Annotated in this window: 19 protein-coding genes; 11 read left to right on the top strand and 8 right to left on the bottom strand. The window is 66.3% G+C overall.

Features of this window, described 5'->3' with window-relative positions:
• Positions 1-16: 16 nt before the first annotated feature.
• Complete coding sequence (locus E3U47_RS09975; RefSeq protein WP_134691215.1) at positions 17-799, bottom strand: IclR family transcriptional regulator; 783 nt, start codon at positions 797-799, stop codon at positions 17-19.
• Between the two features lie 190 nt (positions 800-989).
• Between E3U47_RS09975 and hmgA the strand changes: the two genes are divergently transcribed.
• From hmgA to E3U47_RS09955, 4 genes are all read left to right on the top strand, one after another.
• Positions 990-2291 (top strand): homogentisate 1,2-dioxygenase, encoded by a 1302-nt coding sequence (hmgA, locus tag E3U47_RS09970; protein ID WP_134691213.1) that lies wholly within the window; start codon positions 990-992, stop codon positions 2289-2291.
• 3 nt (positions 2292-2294) lie between these two features.
• Positions 2295-3587 (top strand): fumarylacetoacetase, encoded by a 1293-nt coding sequence (gene fahA / locus E3U47_RS09965; RefSeq protein ID WP_134691211.1) that lies wholly within the window; start codon positions 2295-2297, stop codon positions 3585-3587.
• Between the two features lie 13 nt (positions 3588-3600).
• A complete protein-coding gene (maiA, locus tag E3U47_RS09960) occupies positions 3601-4230 on the top strand; it encodes a maleylacetoacetate isomerase (protein WP_134691209.1) in 630 nt (209 codons plus the stop codon).
• 150 nt (positions 4231-4380) lie between these two features.
• Positions 4381-5730 (top strand): aromatic acid/H+ symport family MFS transporter, encoded by a 1350-nt coding sequence (locus E3U47_RS09955; protein ID WP_134691208.1) that lies wholly within the window; start codon positions 4381-4383, stop codon positions 5728-5730.
• Here E3U47_RS09955 and E3U47_RS09950 read toward each other — a convergent pair.
• Entirely contained in the window at positions 5719-6525 is an 807-nt protein-coding gene (locus tag E3U47_RS09950) for a SirB1 family protein (RefSeq protein WP_110700615.1), read from the bottom strand. The genes E3U47_RS09955 and E3U47_RS09950 overlap by 12 nt on opposite strands.
• 123 nt (positions 6526-6648) lie before the next feature.
• Here E3U47_RS09950 and E3U47_RS09945 point away from each other — a divergent pair, with 123 nt between their 5' ends.
• Positions 6649-7668, top strand: a complete 1020-nt coding sequence (locus tag E3U47_RS09945; RefSeq protein ID WP_134691206.1) for a Glu/Leu/Phe/Val dehydrogenase dimerization domain-containing protein — start codon at positions 6649-6651, stop codon at positions 7666-7668.
• Positions 7669-7746: 78 nt separating this feature from the next.
• On the opposite strand, the gene E3U47_RS09940 is transcribed toward E3U47_RS09945, so the two are convergent.
• A complete protein-coding gene (locus tag E3U47_RS09940; protein WP_134691204.1) occupies positions 7747-8010 on the bottom strand; it encodes a YebG family protein in 264 nt (87 codons plus the stop codon).
• Positions 8011-8229: 219 nt separating this feature from the next.
• Between E3U47_RS09940 and E3U47_RS09935 the strand changes: the two genes are divergently transcribed.
• On the top strand, positions 8230-8700 hold the full coding sequence (locus E3U47_RS09935) for a phosphate-starvation-inducible protein PsiE (protein WP_031315617.1): 471 nt from the start codon (positions 8230-8232) through the stop codon (positions 8698-8700).
• Between the two features lie 3 nt (positions 8701-8703).
• On the opposite strand, the gene E3U47_RS09930 is transcribed toward E3U47_RS09935, so the two are convergent.
• The 5 genes from E3U47_RS09930 to E3U47_RS09910 all read right to left on the bottom strand — a co-directional run bounded on the left by E3U47_RS09930 (position 8704) and on the right by E3U47_RS09910 (position 13589).
• Positions 8704-9003, bottom strand: a complete 300-nt coding sequence (locus E3U47_RS09930) for a DUF3509 domain-containing protein (protein WP_134691202.1) — start codon at positions 9001-9003, stop codon at positions 8704-8706.
• A gap of 130 nt (positions 9004-9133) precedes the next feature.
• On the bottom strand, positions 9134-9481 hold the full coding sequence (locus E3U47_RS09925) for an HPF/RaiA family ribosome-associated protein (RefSeq protein ID WP_134691200.1): 348 nt from the start codon (positions 9479-9481) through the stop codon (positions 9134-9136).
• A gap of 177 nt (positions 9482-9658) precedes the next feature.
• Positions 9659-11965 (bottom strand): TonB-dependent Fe(3+) dicitrate receptor FecA, encoded by a 2307-nt coding sequence (fecA, locus tag E3U47_RS09920; RefSeq protein WP_134691198.1) that lies wholly within the window; start codon positions 11963-11965, stop codon positions 9659-9661.
• Between the two features lie 203 nt (positions 11966-12168).
• On the bottom strand, positions 12169-13098 hold the full coding sequence (locus tag E3U47_RS09915; RefSeq protein ID WP_134691196.1) for a FecR domain-containing protein: 930 nt from the start codon (positions 13096-13098) through the stop codon (positions 12169-12171).
• Positions 13095-13589: a sigma-70 family RNA polymerase sigma factor gene (locus tag E3U47_RS09910; RefSeq protein ID WP_134691194.1), complete on the bottom strand. Its 495-nt coding sequence runs from the start codon at positions 13587-13589 to the stop codon at positions 13095-13097. Before E3U47_RS09910 ends, E3U47_RS09915 begins: the two co-directional genes overlap by 4 nt.
• 236 nt (positions 13590-13825) lie before the next feature.
• On the opposite strand from E3U47_RS09910, the gene E3U47_RS09905 reads away from it, so the two are divergent.
• The 5 genes from E3U47_RS09905 to E3U47_RS09885 are packed head-to-tail and all read left to right on the top strand — an operon-like array spanning position 13826 to position 17561.
• Positions 13826-14131 carry a DUF3649 domain-containing protein gene (locus E3U47_RS09905; RefSeq protein ID WP_134691192.1) on the top strand — a complete coding sequence of 102 codons (306 nt, stop codon included), beginning with the start codon at positions 13826-13828 and terminating at the stop codon, positions 14129-14131.
• The gene (locus E3U47_RS09900; RefSeq protein WP_134691190.1) at positions 14128-15696 is read left to right on the top strand and encodes a PepSY domain-containing protein; all 1569 of its coding nucleotides are present in this window, start codon (positions 14128-14130) and stop codon (positions 15694-15696) included. Before E3U47_RS09905 ends, E3U47_RS09900 begins: the two co-directional genes overlap by 4 nt.
• On the top strand, positions 15690-16016 hold the full coding sequence (locus tag E3U47_RS09895; protein ID WP_134691188.1) for a DUF3325 domain-containing protein: 327 nt from the start codon (positions 15690-15692) through the stop codon (positions 16014-16016). Before E3U47_RS09900 ends, E3U47_RS09895 begins: the two co-directional genes overlap by 7 nt.
• Positions 16017-16020: 4 nt before the next feature.
• Positions 16021-16593 (top strand): RNA polymerase sigma factor, encoded by a 573-nt coding sequence (locus tag E3U47_RS09890; protein ID WP_134691186.1) that lies wholly within the window; start codon positions 16021-16023, stop codon positions 16591-16593.
• Positions 16590-17561, top strand: coding sequence for a FecR domain-containing protein (locus E3U47_RS09885; RefSeq protein WP_134691184.1), 972 nt, complete (start codon positions 16590-16592; stop codon positions 17559-17561). The genes E3U47_RS09890 and E3U47_RS09885 overlap by 4 nt, the downstream gene beginning before the upstream one ends.
• The last annotated feature ends 27 nt before the right edge of the window (positions 17562-17588 follow it).

The raw sequence follows: 17588 nt of genomic DNA, 5'->3' as shown, positions 1-17588 counted from the left end.
TGGGCTGTTGAACCGATCAGGACGCTGCCTCATGCCCCATCCGCCTGCTGACAGCCCCTGTCGCCGCCAGCAGGCGTTGCGCTGCCGGCCCTTGCTCGTCGGCATGGAAGATCGACGTCGGCCCGACCACGGTCATCACCGCGGCGACCTGGCCCATGGCGTTGAAGATGGGCGCGGACAACGCATCCACCCCAGGCATCAGCAAACCATGCACATGGTGCAGGCCGCGCTGGCGGATCTGCGCAAGCAATGGCGTATAGGCATCGGCGCCGTGCTTCAGCGCCGCCAGTTCCCGATCGCGCAGCTCCACGGTTTCCCGCTCTGGCAGGTGCGCGGCGAACACCAACCCGGTGGACGAACTGAGCAGTGGCAGCACCGAGCCGATCTGGGTCACCACCGTCACCGCGCGCACCGCCGGTTCGATGCTGACCACGGTCGCACCCTGGTTACCCCATACCGCGATGAAACAGCTTTCGTTGAGCTCGTCACGCAGCTGCGACAGTGGCAATGCCGCGACCTTGAGCACATCGATGCTGCCCAGCGCCGCCATGCCTACCCGCAATGCCTCGCGGCCCAGTCCGTAGTGGTTGGTGGCCGGGTCCTGCTCGGCGAAGCCGCTGGCGATCAGTGCCTGCAGGTAGCGGTGGACCTTGCTCGCCGGCATCTGTACATGCTCGGCCAGGCGCGACAGCGAGGTGGACGGGGAGAGCTCGGCCAGGGCCTTGAGGATGTCGGTGCCGACTTCCGCCGAACGGACCTTTTGTTTGCCGTTGTCGGCGCTGCTGCTGGCTTTGGCCATGGGGGGGCTTCTATGCGGATTTTACAGGGTGGCGCCTTTATAGCTTGACGCCCGTGCAGGAGCAAATTACGTTATTCGTAATCTGATTACGATAAAAACAATGCAGACGCGCTGCCGCCCTAGGTGCCGGTTTCAGGATCGGGCTCGCAGCCAGCTGCCCGCAACGGCTCCCAGCAGCCCGGAGGCACCGATGACCCGCGCTACATCCCTTGAACTTCAGTACTTGAGCGGCTTCGGCAACGAATTCGCCAGCGAAGCCTTGCCGGGCGCCTTGCCGGTGGGACAGAACTCGCCGCAGCAGGCGCCCTATGGGCTGTATGCCGAACTGCTGTCGGGCACCGCGTTCACCATGACCCGCAGCGAGCTGCGTCGCACCTGGTTGTACCGCATCCGCCCCTCGGCGCTGCACCCGCGCTTCGAGCGCCTGGCGCGCCAACCGCTGACCGGTGCCTTGGGCCCGGTCAATCCCAACCGCCTGCGCTGGAGTCCCCAGCCGATGCCGGCCGAGCCCACCGATTTCATCGATGGCTGGCTGCCGATGGTGGCCAACTCGGCGTCGGAAAAACCGGCGGGCGTGAGCATCTATATCTACCGCGCCAACCGCTCCATGGAGCGGGTGTTTTTCAACGCCGACGGTGAACTGCTGCTGGTGCCCGAGCACGGGCGCCTGCGCATCGCCACCGAACTGGGTGTGCTCGAAGTCGAGCCGCTGGAAATCGCGGTGATTCCGCGCGGCATGAAATTCCGTGTCGAACTGCTCGACGCCCAGGCCCGCGGCTATATCGCCGAGAACCACGGCGCGCCGCTACGTATCCCAGACCTCGGCCCAATCGGCAGCAACGGCCTGGCCAACCCGCGGGACTTCCTCACCCCGGTGGCGCATTACGAAGAGGCCACAGGCCCCGTCCAGCTGGTGCAGAAGTTCCTCGGCGAGCACTGGGGCTGCGAGCTGCAACATTCGCCGCTGGACGTGGTCGCCTGGCACGGCAGCAACGTGCCGTACAAATACGACCTGCGCCGCTTCAACACCATTGGCACGGTCAGCTTCGACCACCCCGATCCGTCGATCTTCACCGTGCTGACTTCGCCGACCAGCGTGCATGGCATGGCCAACATGGACTTCGTGATCTTCCCGCCGCGCTGGATGGTGGCCGAGAACACCTTCCGTCCACCATGGTTCCACCGCAACCTGATGAACGAGTTCATGGGCCTGATCCAGGGCGCCTACGATGCCAAGGCCGAAGGCTTCCTGCCCGGTGGCGCCTCGCTGCATGGGGTGATGAGCGCCCATGGCCCGGACGCCGAAACCTGCGACAAGGCCATCGCCGCCGACCTGGCACCGCACAAGATCGACAACACCATGGCTTTCATGTTCGAGACCAGCCAAGTGCTGCGCCCGAGCCTTCAGGCCCTCGAAAGCCCGCAACTGCAGGCCGACTACGATAGTTGCTGGGCCACCTTGCCGAGCACCTTCAACCCGAACCGGAGATAACCGATGAACCACACCGCCATTGCCCGTAGCTGGGTCGAGCACGCCAACGGGCACCGCGACTTCCCGCTGCAGAACCTGCCGCTGGGCATCTTCAGCCGGCCAGGCCAGGCACCGCGTTGTGGCGTGGCCATCGGCGACGCCATCCTCGACCTTGAAGCGGTGCTGGCCGCCGGCCTGTTCGACGGCGCGGCCAAGGCCGCCGTCGAGGCCACCGTCGGTGGCGCGCTGAACGCCTTCTTCGCCCTCGGCCGCACGGCCCGCGTGGCCCTGCGCGAGCGCCTGCTGGCGCTGCTGGGCGAAGGTAGCGAGCACCAGGGCGCGCTGAAAGCCGCCCTGCATCCGGCCAGCGAATGCGAGCTGCACCTGCCGGCGAAGATCGGTGACTACACCGACTTCTACGTCGGCATCGAGCACGCCAAGAACGTCGGCAAGCTGTTCCGCCCGGACAACCCGCTGTTGCCCAACTACAAGTACGTGCCGATCGGCTACCACGGCCGCGCCTCGACCATTCGCCCGTCCGGCACCGACGTGCGCCGCCCCAAGGGCCAGACCCTGCCGGCCGGCCAGACCGAGCCGAGCTTCGGTCCCTGCGCGCGCCTGGACTACGAACTGGAGCTGGGTATCTGGATTGGCCAGGGTAACGAGATGGGCCAGGCGATCGCGATCGGCGACGCCGCCGAGCACGTGGCCGGCTATTGCTTGCTCAACGACTGGTCGGCACGCGATATCCAGGCTTGGGAATACCAGCCACTGGGCCCGTTCCTGTCCAAGAGCTTCATTACCAGCGTCTCGCCTTGGGTGGTCACCGCCGAGGCCCTGGAGCCATTCCGCTGCGCTCAGCCGGCGCGTGCCGAGGGTGACCCGCAGCCGCTGTCGTACCTGCTGGACGCGCGCGACCAGGCTGGCGGTGCTTTCGATATCGAGCTGGAAGTGCTGCTGCTGACCGCGCGCATGCGCGAGCAGAACCTGCCGGCCCAGCGCCTGACCCTGAGCAACACCCGCAGCATGTACTGGACCGTGGCACAGATGGTCGCCCACCACAGCGTCAACGGTTGCCAGTTGCAGCCGGGCGACCTGTTCGGCTCGGGCACCCTGTCGGGCGCGGCTCCGGGCTCGTTCGGCAGCCTGCTGGAGATCACCGAGGGCGGCAAGCACCCGGTGGAACTGGCCAGCGGCGAGGTGCGCAAGTTCCTCGAGGACGGCGACGAGCTAATCCTGCGCGCCCGTTGCGTGCGCGACGGCGTGGCCAGCATCGGCTTCGGCGAGTGCCGTGGCACTGTCGTCGCCGCCAACTGAGGAGGGCAGGGCAATGGAACTGTTCACCTACTACCGTTCCACTTCATCGTATCGAGTACGCATTGCCCTGGCACTCAAGGGCCTGGATTACCAGGCCCTGCCTGTGAACTTGCTCAAGGGCGAGCAGCGCGGCGCGGACTACCTGGCGCTCAACCCGCAAGGGCGGGTGCCGGCCCTGCGTACTGACGCTGGCGAGTTGCTGGTGCAGTCGCCGGCGATCATCGAATACCTGGAGGAAGCCTTCCCGCAAACGCCACTGCTGCCCAGTGCGCCCGAAGCCCGGGCCAGGGTGCGCGGCGTGGCGGCGATCATCGGCTGCGATATCCACCCGTTGCACAACGTCAGCGTGCTCAACCAGCTGCGTCAGTTGGGGCACGACGAGGCCCAGGTCAACCAGTGGATCGGCCACTGGATCAGCCAGGGGCTGGCGGCGGTGGAGCAACTGATCGGCGATGACGGCTTCTGCTTCGGGGCGACGCCCGGCGTGGCTGACGTCTACCTGATCCCGCAGCTGTACGCGGCCGAGCGTTTCAACATCGACCTCGGTGGCTACCCGCGCATTCGCCGGGTGGCCGCCCTGGCCGAGCAACACCCGGCCTTCCAGAAAGCCCACCCGGCGAGGCAGCCCGACACCCCCAACTGACCGCATGCGCGGACTCTGTAGGAGCCGGCTTGCCGGCGAACACCGGCACGGCCGGTGCCATGCACCGTGGTGCCTGGTTCGCCGGCAAGCCGGCTCCTACAACTACCATCGCGACCCAATGACATAAAAATAAAAGACAGGTACCTTGCGATGCACAACCAGATAGCCAGCTTTCGCGCGGCGCTAGACGCGCGCCCGGTGTCACCCTACCAGTGGCGCCTGCTGCTGCTGTTGATCCTGCTGTTGGTCACCGATGGTTATGACGCCCAGGTACTGGGCTATGTGATCCCCGCGCTGGCCCAGGACTGGGGCCTGGAAAAGGCCGCTTTCGGGCCGGTGTTCAGCGCCAACCTGCTGGGGCTGACGGTCGGTTCGCTGGCGGTGACGCCACTGGCCGACCGCTTCGGCGTGCGCCGGGTGCTGCTGTGCTGCGTGCTGCTGTACGCCAGCCTGACGCTGCTGATGGTGTTCGCCACTTCCCTCGACAGCCTGATGCTGGCGCGCTTTCTCTGCGGTATCGGCATGGGCGGTGCGATGCCCAGCGCCATGGCGCTGATGGCCGACTATGCGCCGCCCCGCCTGCGCACCTTGATGGTCACCCTGGCGGCCTGCGGTTTCTCGCTGGGTGGCGCTGCTGGGGGCTTCGTCGCCGCGGGCTTTATCGATCATTACGGCTGGCAGGCAGTGTTCCTCGCCGGCGGCGTGGCACCCTTGCTGCTGTTCCCGTTCCTGGCGCTGTTCCTGCCCGAGTCGCTGCCGCGCCTGCTGCGTGACGCCCCGCCCTATGCGCGGCTGCAGCGGGTCACCGCTCGCCTGCTGCCGGGCTGGCAGGTACCGGCGGCGCGCATCGCCAGCGACGAGCCGGCTGACAGCAAGCTCACCGTGGTGGCGCTGTTTCGCGAGGGGTTCGCCCGGCCCACGCTGCTGCTGTGGAGCACCTTCTTTGTCAGTTTGATCCTGTTGTACTTCATGATCAGCTGGCTGCCGTCGCTGCTGCAGGAAAGCGGGCTGGCGCTGAACCAGGCCAACCTGGTGACTTCGCTGTTCCTGTTCGCCGGCACCTTCGGCGCGGTGTGCCTGGCCTGGTGCGCCGACCGCATGGCCAACAAGGCCCACCTGCTGGCCGGCGTGCTGCTGGGGGCGGCGCTGTTCAGCGTGCTGGTCGGCGTCAACCATGACGACCCACGCTGGCTGGTGCCCAGTGTGTTCGCCGCTGGCTTCTGCATCATCGGTGGGCAGTTGACGCTCAATGCCTTCGTCAGCAACTTCTATCCGGCCCAGGTGCGCGCCACCGGCACAGGCTGGGCTCTGGGCGTCGGGCGCTTCGGCTCGATCCTCGGACCTTTGCTTGGCAGCCTGCTGCTGACCTTGCACATGCCAGTGGAGCAAATTTTCTTCTTCTGCGCCGTGCCGGCGCTGCTCGGCGCGCTGCTGATCAGCCGGGTACGCGCGCCGCGGCCGCGCGAAGCGACGGTCAAGGGCCAGGCTTTAGTGGATTGAGCGTTTGCCGTTGGGCAACTGGCCGAGGCGTTCGGTGAGTTTCAGGCGCTGCACCGGGTCGTCGGTCAGCAGCAGGGCGTGCTCCAGGTCGAAGCGCTCTGCCTGGGGGCAGTCCAGGTGCTGGTACAGCGTGGCCCGCGCCAGGTAGTCGCCGACCTGCACCGGGCCCAGTTGCATGACCCGCTCGGCATCGATCAGCGCCGCGAGGTCGTTGTCGTTGCTGATATGCAACTGGCGAAGGTTGCGCGACAGGCGCTGGAGCATCTGCATCGGCGAGGCGCTGCGCAGGTGCTCGGCGGTCAGCGGCAGCTGTGGGCCGAACTGGCGAGCGAGCAGTTCGCGGCAGTCGTTGGGGTACAGGCGGCGGCCGCCGCAGGGGTCGAGCAGGTGGTCGGCGCCGGGCACCCGCAGCAGGAAGTGGCCGGGAAAGTTCACACCCTCCAGGGGGATCGACAGGCGGCGAGCCAGTTCAAGGGCGAGGATCGCCAGCAGCAGCGGCTGGCCACGGCGGCGCTGCAGTACCTTATCCATCAGGGCCACGTGTGGGCGCAGTGGGTGATATTCATCCTGCTGGTAGCCCAGTGCGTTGAGCTGGCGCAGCAAGGGCTGGGCCAGTTCGTTGACCGGCAGCATCGGCAGGCTGGTGCTGACTTCGCGTTGCAGCTCATGCAGCCGGGCCAGGCTGGCCGCGGGCTCGACAGTGCGATCATGCTCCGCGGCGATCCACAGGGCGGCTTCCAGCAGGGCGACCGGCTCGCGTTCCAGGCAGGCCAGGCAGGCTTGGCGTGGGTTCATGGGGCTTCTCCATCACGCTTAACTTGTAGCCCTGGCGCGGCTTTTCGTCCAGTGGTCCGCCCGCGCGGTGTGCAGCCTTGACCTGTTTATACTGGTAGCAGCACCTCTCGGGGGAGCCCGTCGATGTTCGCGCTCATGCAAAGCACCCGCACTCAGTCACTGCACCTGTTCATCGACCCACCCACGGGCTTGAAGGCCGTGGTGGCGATTCACAGCCAACAACTGGGCCCGGCCATGGGTGGCTGTCGCTACCTGCCCTATGCCGACGACGAGAGTGCCATGACCGATGCCATCCGCCTGGCCCAGGGGATGAGCTACAAGGCGGCCTTGGCTGGCCTGCCGATGGGCGGCGGCAAGGCGGTGATCGTGCGCAATCCGCATGTGGAAAACCGTGCAGCGCTGTTCGAGGCGTTCGGGCGTTTCGTCGACACGCTTCAGGGGCGTTTCATCACGGCAGTGGATAGTGGCACCTCGACCCTCGACATGGACTGCATCGCCCAGGCCACCCCCTACGTCACCAGTACCACCGCCTCGGGCGATCCATCGCCCCATGCGGCGCTGGGCGTGTTCGCCGGCATCCGCGCCACCTCCATGGCAAGGCTTGGCAGTGACAACCTGGAGGGGCTACGAGTGGCGGTGCAAGGGTTGGGCAACGTCGGCTATGCGCTGGCCGAGCAACTGCATGCGGCGGGCGCCGAGCTGTTGGTGAGCGACTTGGATGCCGGCAAGGTGCGCCTGGCGGTGGAGCAGCTAAATGCCCACCCAGTGGCCCATGAAGCCTTGCTCAGCACGCCGTGCGACATCTTTGCGCCGTGTGGCGTTGGACCGGTGTTGAACGGGCAGAGTGTGATGCAACTGCGTTGCGCGGCAGTGGCGGGGTCGGCGAACAACCAGTTGACCACGCTGCAAGTGGCCGACCAGTTGGAGAACCGGGGCATCCTGTATGCGCCGGACTATGTGATCAATGCTGGTGGGTTGATCTATGTGGCGCTCACCCATCGGGGCGAGGGGCTGGGAACCATTACCGCGCATCTGGCGCGGATACCTTCGCGGCTGACCGAAGTGTTTGCCCATGCCCAGGCGGAGAAGCGTTCGCCAGCGCGGGTGGCGCAGATGCTGGCGGAAAGACTGCTGTACGGCTGAAAGCCATTTCGCGGGGCAAGCCCGCTCCCACGAGATTTTCCATGGATGCGGGCCTTGCTGGCTTGCCCCGCGATGGCGTCATTCCACCGCGCCGCCTTCGAGCAGCTCCGACAGTGCATCGGGCTGGCTCTTGAACGCACGGGCGAAGACATCGCGGTTCTTGGCCATGTAGATACCGGCCTCCTCGACCTGCTGTTCGCTCAGCGACGGCACCGCCTTGTGCAGCACCTCGGCCAGGCGCTCGGCCAGCTCGAGCATCTTGTCGTGACGGTCTGCTTCGGCCTTATCCATGAACAAGCGCTCCGGGTCGCGGCTGCTGCGGTACACCACTTCGACGGCCATTCATCACCTCTGTGCCTTTTTGGTTGGGTTGGCTAACAACTGTATTTTTATACAGTACAGGCTCAAGCCATCGTCCTGCAACCGCAATGATGGCCTTTTATGCTGAAAACAGCGTAGCCCACAGGTGCCCTGCGGCAATCGGCCGCCTTCCAAGGCAAGGGCCTGGCCCTTTAACTGCATGCCACAAGACCTTCAGCCGTATCGGGGATATCGAACATCGTGAACATCAAATGGGCAGAAAAACTGCGCAAGGGCCTGCATGGCTCGGCCGACTCGCTGGGCAACCTGTGCGTGGAGGCCTTCCACTACCTGGCGCTGTTCGGCATTGGCGCGATCACCGCCTATGCGGCGGTGGTGACTTTCCTGGACATGCTGGGCAAGGGCGGGGTCAGCGTCGACGACATCCTGCTGCTGTTCATCTACCTGGAGCTGGGGGCGATGGTGGGGATCTACTTCAAGACCAACCACATGCCGATTCGCTTCCTGCTGTACGTGGCGATCACCGCGTTGACCCGCCTGCTGATCGGCGATGTTTCGCATCACAAGGCGCCGGATGTCGGCTTGTTGTACGTGTGCGGTGGCATCCTGTTGCTGGCCTTCGCCATCCTGGTGGTGCGCTATGCCTCGTACCGCTACCCGTCGACCAAGGCGCTGGATGCCAGTGGCAAGGAAGTGGACGAGGGTAAGTGACCCTCAGTTGGCCACGCCTGCGTTGGGCAAGCGGCGTTCGCCGTGCTGGCTGCGGGCCAGTGCGGCCAGCACTTCCACGGGGTTCTGGCCAAGCTCGATGGCCAGCCCCAGGCGGATGCTGTCGATGACCCGGCGCAGGCGCGTCGGCTCATTGCGCTGGGCTTGGCTGATCAGACGCTTGGCGACCACGCCGCTGTCGTCCGACAGGGTCAGCATGATGCTGCCGTCCAGGCGCTCGATGCTGAGGTTGACGCGATACTCAGGCGCGAAGGCGGCGCTGATCTGGTCGAAAGGATTGTTCATGGTCGGGTTCTGCCTTGAATGACTGCACAGATTGACCGGGCGCGCTCGAGGTTGGTTCAGGGCCGTTGATCGGCGACCTGCGAAAACGCCCGGCGCAAGGCCGGGCGTTTGTGTGTGACAGCCGTTTGGATCAGGCGTCCGGATCACTCAGTTCCAGGGCACCGCGCTTGCTGCGCAGCTTGCCGTAGAAGTGTTCCAGGGCGTGGTTCAACTTGCTGGCGGCGCCGTCGACCGCCTGGTCGAGCGAGGCGGCGGTATGGGTCACGGAAATCGGCTGGTGGCCTTTGGGGCGGGCCTCCATCTGGCAGCGCTTGTCATGCGGGCCGGGCTTGGCGCCGTTCTCGTCGCGCAGGTGGACCTCGATGCGGGTGAGGTCGTCCTCGTAGCGTTCGAGGCTGCTTTGCAGGGTGCTGCGCACCCATTGGTCGAGACGGATGTTGCCTTCGATGTGGTTGCTGCTGTTGACCTGGATTTGCATGATTCAATCCTTATTCAGCTTGCTCGCGAGAGGCGTGCCTAGGCCACTGAGGGCGTTGGGTTTTCTGCGCCTCTTGACTCTAAGGTCAGGCATCGGCGCGGCGAATTCAAGCCCCTGTCGAAGAAAAATTTCCTGTTGCAAAAAGCCCGGCGATCGCCGGGCTTTTCTTGTCGTCGATCAGAACTCGACCGAGGTTTGCAGGTATAAAGTGCGAGGTTCCCCCACGTACTTGCCCTTGTTGTTGTCGTCGAACGAGCGGGTGTAGTACTCGCGGTTGAACAGGTTCTTCACCCCCACCGCCACCTTCAAGTTCGAAAGCGTAGGGCCGAAGTCGTAGCCGGCGCGGCTGCTGACCAGCATGTAGCCGGGAATGCGCCCGGTGCTGCCGTCGGCGCTCTCGCTGCCGGTGTTGGCGTTGTCGGCGTACTGGCTGCTCTGGAAGCTGCTGTCCAGGTTCAGTTGCCACGGCCCCTGGGTGTAGCCGAGCCCCAGGGTGCCCTTGTGGCGCGACGAGAACGGCACCTGGTTGCCCTTGTTCGGGCCGTCTTCGCGGATGCTGGCGTCGACGAAGGCATAGCCGGCATGTACGTCGAAGCCCGCCAGTGCCGGGCTCAGGCCATCGAGGGCGTAGCGCACGCTGGTCTCGATCCCTTGATGGCGGGTCTCGCCGCGGGCGATTACCGAATCGTTGGTTTGGTTGCTTTCGTACTGGTTGTCGAAATTGATCAGAAACGCGCCGATCTCCGCTTGCAGGTCGCCATTGTCATAGCGGGTGCCGACTTCCCAGGTGCGCGCCTTTTCCGGTTTTACCTCGCCACTGCTGACCCGGTTGGGCATCTGGCTGTACTGCACGCTGCCGAACGAGCCTTCGGTGTTGGCGTAGAGGTTCCAGTTGTCGGTCAGGTGGTACATCACGTTCAGTGCCGGCAAGGCGGTGTTGTAGCTGCCCTGATAGCGTTGGCCGCTGAGCTTGTTGCTCTGTTCGGAGTCGATCATCTCGTAGCGGATGCCCGGGGTGATGGTCCAGCGGCCGATATCTATGCGGTCGTCCAGGTAGATCGCGTGGGCCTCGGTGCTGCCGCGGGTGTCGCGGTCGTTGCGGCTGTTGGTGGTCGGCAGCAGGTTGGCGCGGGTCGGCTCGCGGTAGCGCAATTCGTGGCCGGCTTCGTTGATGTAGCGGTAGCCGATGCCCAGTTCGTGCCAGCTATCACCCAGCGCCACGCCCTGCGAGAAGCGCGTCTCGATACCGCGCACCCAGTATTCGCGCGGCGACAGCGAGACAAAGCTGCCCTGGTCGAGGTAACCACTGCGCAGGGTCTTGGTGAAGAAGCTGTTGACGCTGAACTGGCGGTCGTCCTGCTTGTAGTCGTAGCCGAAGTTGAACAGCGTGCGGCGGCCCCAGAATTTGTCTTTGAGGCGGGTCGACTGGTAGGGGTCATCGTCGAACGCCGCCGCACTCAGCCCGCCCGGCATCTCGGCGTCGCCCTCGTAGTACTGGGCCATGGCGTGCAGGCTGTTGGCCTCGTCCAGTTGCAGCTTGCCCTTGAGCATCAGGTCGTCGATCTGCGTGTCGCTGTGTTCGCGCCAGTCGCTGCCCCGGCTGCCGGAATACAGCAGGGCGCCACCCAGGCCGTTGGCGTTGGTGCCGCCGATCAGCAGGTTGGCGCTGTTCTTCAGGCCATCCTGGCTCGACGACGGGCTGACCTGGTTCTGCATCGCCGCCTTGAAGGTGGCCTCTTCGGGGATGGCGCGGGTGACGAAGTTGACGATACCGCCGACGTTCTGCGGCCCGTAGCGCACCGCGCCGCCCCCACGCACCACGTCCACCGCGTCCATGTTGCCCAGGCTGATCGGCGCCAACGACAGCTGCGGCTGGCCGTAGGGGGCGAAGGGCACCGGGATGCCGTCCATCAGCACGGTGGAGCGCGAGGCCAGGCGCGGGTTGAGGCCACGGATGCCGAAGTTCAGCGCCAGGTCGTGGCTGCCAGTGCCGTTGTTTTCCGGGGCATTGACCCCGGGAATGCGGTTGAGCACTTCGCGGGCGCTGGCGGCGCCGCTGCGCTCGAACTGTTCGCGGCGTACCACGTCGCGGGCGCCGGGGTGCTCGAAGACGTTGTCCTGGCGCGCCTCGCCCAGCCAGTCGCCGACCACGGTCGAGGCGCCCAGCTCGACGGCGGCGCCAGCGGCGGCGGCCTGCGCTGGTTGCAGGCTGAAGGCGTTGGCGGTCTCCTGGCGGGCTTGCAGGCCACTGCCGCGCAGCAGGGCGTCGAGGCCCTCGCCGGTGTCGTACTGACCTTCAAGGCCTGGGCTGTTCAAGCCCTGGGTCAGCGCCGGGCTGAACGAGATCAGCGCGCCGCTGTCGCGGCCGAACTGGTTCAGGGCCTGTTCCAGGGTGCCGGCGGCGATGTGGTAGTCGCGGGTTTCGCCAGCCAGGGCGAATGGCGCGGCGAGCAGCAGGGCATAGGCGAGGGAGCTGGGGTGCATGTGGCGCAAGTCCTGTGACAAGGGGTTCTGCCTTCTCTGTCACGCGAGGCGCGGGAAATGGCTCAGGTGAATGAAAAAAATGTCGCGTCACGCGCTCGGTAGGAGCCAGCTTGTTGGCGAACCGGCCCAACGCAGGTCTTGGATCTGTGTATGGGACTGTTCGCCAGCAAGCTGGCTCCTACAGGGGAAGGTGGCGCGGTTGTTCAACTAGTGGCGGCTTCCACGTTGACCCAGTAACGGGTGAAGCGCCGCACCCGTACCGGCAACGCCACTTCGAGCATGTCGAGGATCCGCTCGCTGTCCTCCAGCGGATAGGAGCCGGAGATCCGCAAGGCGGCCACTCGCTCGCTGCAAGCGAGCTGCCCGAGCCGGTAGCGCGACAACTCGGCGAGAAAGTCGGTCAGGCGCATCTGCGACACCACCAGCATGCCGTCCGTCCAGGCCGCGCGGTTGGGGTCCAGGGGCGCGATGGCCTGCCAGCCACCCTGGGCGAAACGGGCCTGGTGCCCGGCCAGCAGGGGCTGGCTGGCGACGCTGGCCTGGCCGCTGAACACCGAGACCAGGCTGAAACCGTCGAACTGGCGCACATCGAAGCGACCACGAGCCAGGTGCAGTTCACCTTCGGCGGTGCGCACGCGCAGCGGGCGGGGTTCCTCGACCACGTCGAGCAGTAATTCGCCTTCGCGCAGGCGCACCAGCCGCTGCTGGCCGTCGAAACGCACGTCGGCGGCGCTGCGGGTGTTCAGGTGCAGTTGGCTGCCATCATCGAGGCTCAGGCGGCGGCGCTGGCCCACTGGGCTGCGGTAGTCGGCCATCAGCCCAGGCAGCGGATTGTGTTGTTGCAGGCCCAGCCCGGTGGCACTGGCCACGCCCGCCAGCAGCAGGGCCTTGAGTGCCCGGCGCCGGGCTGGGGAGGGCGGTGCCTGCAAGGTGGCATGAACCACCGGCGAGGCGACGCCGCGCAGGCGCTGGTTGACCTGCTGGATATGCGCCCAGGCGCGCTGGTGCTCGTTGTCGGCCTGCAACCAGCGTTCCAGGGCCTGGCGCTGCTGCTGGTCGAAGCTGTCGCCTTGGGACTCGATCAGCCAGTGCACCGCCTGCTCGGCGATTTGTGGCGAGAAACGGGTGTTCACAGGGCGAAGTAGCAGCGCAGGGCTGCCTTGTTCAGGTAGCGCTTGACGGTGGCCAGCGAGATACCCAGCTCGCGGGCGATCTCGCCCTGGCCCAGGCCATCGACCTGGGCCAGCAGGAAGGCGCGCTTGACCAACGGCGCCAGGCCATCGAGCAGGCGGTCGAGTTCGAGCAGGGTGGCGAAAATGATCGCCTTGTCCTCTTCGCTCGGCGCCACTTGCTCGGGCACCTGGGCCAGCGCCTCGAGATAGGCGCGCTCCAGTTCCTGGCGGCGGAAGTGGTTGCACAGCACGCGCTTGGCCACGGTGGCGAGGAACGCGCGGGGTTCGACCAGTTGTGGCGCCTCGCGGGCCTGGAGCAGGCGCACGTAGGTGTCCTGGGCCAGGTCGGCGGCACTCTGCGGGCAGCCAAGGCGCCGCCGCAACCAGCCGGTGAGCCAGGTGTGATGGGCGAGGTAGAGGCCTTCGACGGTGGAGGAAAGCGCGCTGGGCACCAATGCGACTCCGGCGCCTGCTGGCGCAACTGGAAGTAAGAATTGTTCGCATTGTATTCAGGCGGCCGCTGTTCGGCAATCGGTGGCGATGCAAGGCTGATCGCGATGAGTGGCCCCCTGCGCTCGCACGCCTGCGCCGTCGAATCAAGAGTGGCGGCGTGAGCGCATGCCTATAGGGTTTTGCTTATGAGAATTGAAATCATTACTATTGCAGCCCCATTCCCCGGACCCTCGCCATGAACCGCAAAGCCGCCGGTCTTCCCTTGAGCTACCGCCTGGCCGTGACTTCACGCAGCCTGGCTGCCTTGCTGGGCGGCTACCTGCTGGCGTCGATGGCCAGTGTCTGCATCACCCTGCTGGCGCCCATGAGCCAGGTGGACGCGACCATGACCGGCATGATGCTGTCGTTCGTGTTCTACCTGCTGGCGTTCCTCTGGTGCTTCGCCTGCCGCAGCGCCTGGCGCGCCTGGCTGGGGGTGCTGCTGCCGAGCGTGTTGCTGGGGGCGATCAACGGCCTGGCCTACTGGATGAAACAGCCATGAAAGAGGGCTTCCGCCAGGCGATGGCCTGGTTGCACACCTGGACCGGCCTGATCTTCGGCTGGCTGTTGTTCGCGATCTTCTTGACCGGGACGCTGTCGTACTTCAAGGATGAGATCAGCCACTGGACCCAACCGGAAATCCGCAGCCACGCGCTCGATCCCGCGGCCAGCCTGACGGCGGCGCAACGCTACCTGGAGGCCAACGCCGGGCACGCCGGTGGCTGGTTCATCCGCCTGCCCAGCGAGCGCGAGTCGGCGTTGAGCGTCGGTTGGCGCGATCCCGAGGCCGGCGGGCGACGGGGCTTCGTCAGCAAGACGCTGGATGCGCGCAGCGGCCAGGAAGTCGAGGCCCGCGACAGCCGGGGCGGCGAGTTCTTCTATCGTTTCCACTTCCAACTGCAGATGCCGCACCCTTGGGGCCGCTGGCTGTCGACCTTCTGCGCCTTCATCATGCTGCTCGGGCTGGTCACCGGGATCATCACCCACAAGAAGATCTTCAAGGAGTTCTTCACCTTCCGCCCCGGCAAAGGCCAGCGTTCCTGGCTCGATGGGCACAACGCCATCGGCGTGCTGGTGCTGCCGTTCCACCTGATGATCAGCTACAGCAGCCTGGTGATCTTCATGTACATGGTGATGCCGGCCAGCATCATGGCCAGCTATGGCGACAGCAACCGCTACTTCAGCGATGTGTTCGGCCGCGACCAGGTGCCCAAGGCGACGGCCCAGGCCGCGCCGCTGGTGCCGTTGGCCGAGCTGTACGGCAAGTTGCAGGCCCAGGCTCCGGGCGCGCGGCTGGGCTTCATTCAGGTGCAGAACCCCGGCGACCGCAACGCCCGCGTCACCTTCAACCGCGCGTCATCCGACAGCGTGGCCTACCGGCGCAGCGCCAACTGGACCTTCGACGGCGCCAGCGGCGCGCTGCTCACCCAGGGGGCGCCGGAAAGCGCGGCGATGTTGACCTCATTCACCTTTGTCGGCCTGCACATGGGTAACTTCGCCGGGCCCTGGTTGCGCTGGTTGTACTTCGTCTTTGGCGTGGCCGGCACCGCGGTGATCGGCACGGGCCTGGTGATGTGGCTGGGCAAGCGCCAGCTCAAGCACGCCAAGAGCGCACGCATGCCGGGCGAGCTGCGCCTGGTGGAGGTGCTCAATATCGCCAGCATGAGCGGCCTGATGCTGGCCGTGGCGGCGTTCTTCTGGGTCAACCGCCTGGTGCCGGCGACGCAGGAAGGGCGCGCCGACTGGGAGATCAATGGGTTCTTCCTGGCCTGGGGGCTGTCGTTGCTGCACGCGATGCTGCGCCCCGGGCGCCGCGCCTGGGGTGAACAGCTGGCGCTGGGTGCGCTGGCATTCGCGCTGTTGCCTGTGCTCAACGCGCTGACCACCGGGCAGGGCCTGAACCACTCCATCGCCGTGGGCGATTGGGCCATGGCCGGTTTCGACCTGACCGCGCTAGGCACCGGGCTGTTCCTGGCGTGGGCCGCCGGCAAGATGCTGCGCGCGCCCACGCCGGTGGCCAAGCGTGCGCCGCGTGCCGCGAAAACGGTGGAGGCGAGCGGATGCTGAGTGTCGCCCTGATCGGTTTCGCCGGTTTCGCCGGGCTGTGCCTGGCCATGGAAAAGCATTTCAACGAGCTGCTCGGGCGCAAGCCAACGGCTGTTCAGTTGCGAGCCTTGCGCTTCTGTGGCTGGGCTTTGCTGCTGCTGTCGCTGGTGCTCGCGGTGCAAGGGCGTGGCTGGGCGCTGGGGTTGGTGGAGTGGATTGCCGTGCTGATGGCCGGGGGCACCGTGTGGGTGTTCGGCCTGCCGTATCAACCTCGCCTGTTGCTGGGCCTGGCGACGGTGAGCCTGCTGCTCGGTCCGCTGCTCGCCTTGCTGGCGGTGTGAGGGCTTGAGCGAGCCGGGGGAAGTGATCGACGCCGAGCCCGACGGCGCCGGCCGAGCGCGCTTCGTCCAGGTGTTCCTGGCCCAGCGGGCGCGCATGGAGGCGCTGGTGAGCCGGCGCATCGGTTGCCGCGCCACCGCCTCGGACCTGGTCCAGGACCTGTTCCTGCGTTTCTGGCGCCGCCCCGAGGTCAAGGTCGAGGCCCTCGACACCTACCTGCTGCGCAGCGCCGGCAACCTGGCCATCGACTACCTGCGCAGCGAAGGCTCGCGTGATCGCGCCGCCGAAGGCCTGCATATCAACGACGACGAGCCAGGCACCCAGGCGCCCGAGCAGGCGTTGGAAGTTGTCCACGACCTGCAGCGTATCGAGTCGGCCCTGCGCGCCTTGCCCGAGCGTACTCGCCAGATCTTCCTGCTCAACCGCATCCACGGCTGCACCTACGGCGAGATCGCCAGAGCCATGCAGCTGTCCCAGAGCGCCGTGGAAAAGCATATGATGCGCGCCCTCGAAGCGTGCAAGGCGAGTGTTGCCGAAGCCGCCCCCCCTCCGCGCCGGCCAGGGAGCGCCCGTCGATGAATGTTGAACAGCCGATCACCGCCGAGCAGTCCCGAGCGGCCCTGCGTTGGCTGGGGCGGATCAACCAGCAGGCCGAACAGGCGCATGGCGCGGCGTTCAAGCGCTGGCTGCTGGAGGACCCCGCTCATCGCCGTGCTTATGCCGAGGCCGAGGCCCTGTGGCGCCTGAGCGAAGCCCCGGCGGCGCGCCTGGCCGCCGAAGAGCAGGACAGCCTGCGCCAGTACCTGGAAGCGATGCGGCGGCCTCGCCACACGAACCATTGGCGTCGTTTCGCGGTTGCGGCTTGCCTGGTGCTTGGAGTGGGAAGCGTGGCGGGTTGGCATCCACAGGCCTGGCTGCTGGACCTGCGCGCCGACTACAGCAGCGGCGAACAGCTGCGCCAGGTGACCCTGGCGGATCGCTCGCAGCTGACCCTGGATGCCGGCAGCGCGGTGGCCGTGGACTTCGACCATGGCGAGCGGCGGGTGCGGCTGTTGCGAGGTGCGGTGTTCTTCGAGGTGACCCATACCGGGCAGCCGTTCCTGGTCGAGGCCGGTGGCGGCGAGGTGCGTGTGCTGGGGACGCAGTTCGAAGTGCGTGAGCAGGCCGCCGGGGCCCAGGTGACCGTGCGCAGTGGGCGGGTAGCGGTGACGGCGGCCGAAGGGCAGCAGGCCCGGGAACTGACCGCCAACCAGCAGTTGGCCTACGCCGAGGGCGTGGCGGGTGGTGTCGAGGCGGTGGACAGTGAGGGCCGGCTGGCCTGGCGCCAGGGCTGGCTGAATTACTACCAGGTGCCGCTGGGGCAGGTGGTCGAGGATCTGGCGCGTTACTACCCGGGGCGGATCCTGTTGCTCGATGGCGAGTTGGCGCAGCGCAAGGTCAGTGGCAGTTTCCCGGTGACGGAGCCGCTGGTGGCGCTGGATTCGCTGGGCAAGGTGCTGGGCTTTTCGCGGCAGACGCTGCTGGGGCGGCTGACGGTGTTGCACTGATATTCAGCCCCCAAACGCAGGCGCTGT

This window comes from Pseudomonas sp. RIT623, assembly GCF_004519305.1.
Classification (GTDB): Bacteria; Pseudomonadota; Gammaproteobacteria; order Pseudomonadales; family Pseudomonadaceae; genus Aquipseudomonas.
This window is presented reverse-complemented; position numbering and strand designations above follow the sequence as displayed.

Excerpts from the sequence above, each read along its gene's own strand:
- E3U47_RS09975 (WP_134691215.1), bottom strand. The coding sequence starts at position 799 with ATGGCCAAAGCCAGCAGCAGCGCCGACAACGGCAAACAAAAGGTCCGT.
- hmgA (WP_134691213.1), top strand. The coding sequence starts at position 990 with ATGACCCGCGCTACATCCCTTGAACTTCAGTACTTGAGCGGCTTCGGC.
- fahA (WP_134691211.1), top strand. The coding sequence starts at position 2,295 with ATGAACCACACCGCCATTGCCCGTAGCTGGGTCGAGCACGCCAACGGG.
- maiA (WP_134691209.1), top strand. The coding sequence starts at position 3,601 with ATGGAACTGTTCACCTACTACCGTTCCACTTCATCGTATCGAGTACGC.
- E3U47_RS09955 (WP_134691208.1), top strand. The coding sequence starts at position 4,381 with ATGCACAACCAGATAGCCAGCTTTCGCGCGGCGCTAGACGCGCGCCCG.
- E3U47_RS09950 (WP_110700615.1), bottom strand. The coding sequence starts at position 6,525 with ATGAACCCACGCCAAGCCTGCCTGGCCTGCCTGGAACGCGAGCCGGTC.
- E3U47_RS09945 (WP_134691206.1), top strand. The coding sequence starts at position 6,649 with ATGTTCGCGCTCATGCAAAGCACCCGCACTCAGTCACTGCACCTGTTC.
- E3U47_RS09940 (WP_134691204.1), bottom strand. The coding sequence starts at position 8,010 with ATGGCCGTCGAAGTGGTGTACCGCAGCAGCCGCGACCCGGAGCGCTTG.
- E3U47_RS09930 (WP_134691202.1), bottom strand. The coding sequence starts at position 9,003 with ATGAACAATCCTTTCGACCAGATCAGCGCCGCCTTCGCGCCTGAGTAT.
- E3U47_RS09925 (WP_134691200.1), bottom strand. The coding sequence starts at position 9,481 with ATGCAAATCCAGGTCAACAGCAGCAACCACATCGAAGGCAACATCCGT.
- fecA (WP_134691198.1), bottom strand. The coding sequence starts at position 11,965 with ATGCACCCCAGCTCCCTCGCCTATGCCCTGCTGCTCGCCGCGCCATTC.
- E3U47_RS09905 (WP_134691192.1), top strand. The coding sequence starts at position 13,826 with ATGAACCGCAAAGCCGCCGGTCTTCCCTTGAGCTACCGCCTGGCCGTG.
- E3U47_RS09900 (WP_134691190.1), top strand. The coding sequence starts at position 14,128 with ATGAAAGAGGGCTTCCGCCAGGCGATGGCCTGGTTGCACACCTGGACC.
- E3U47_RS09895 (WP_134691188.1), top strand. The coding sequence starts at position 15,690 with ATGCTGAGTGTCGCCCTGATCGGTTTCGCCGGTTTCGCCGGGCTGTGC.
- E3U47_RS09885 (WP_134691184.1), top strand. The coding sequence starts at position 16,590 with ATGAATGTTGAACAGCCGATCACCGCCGAGCAGTCCCGAGCGGCCCTG.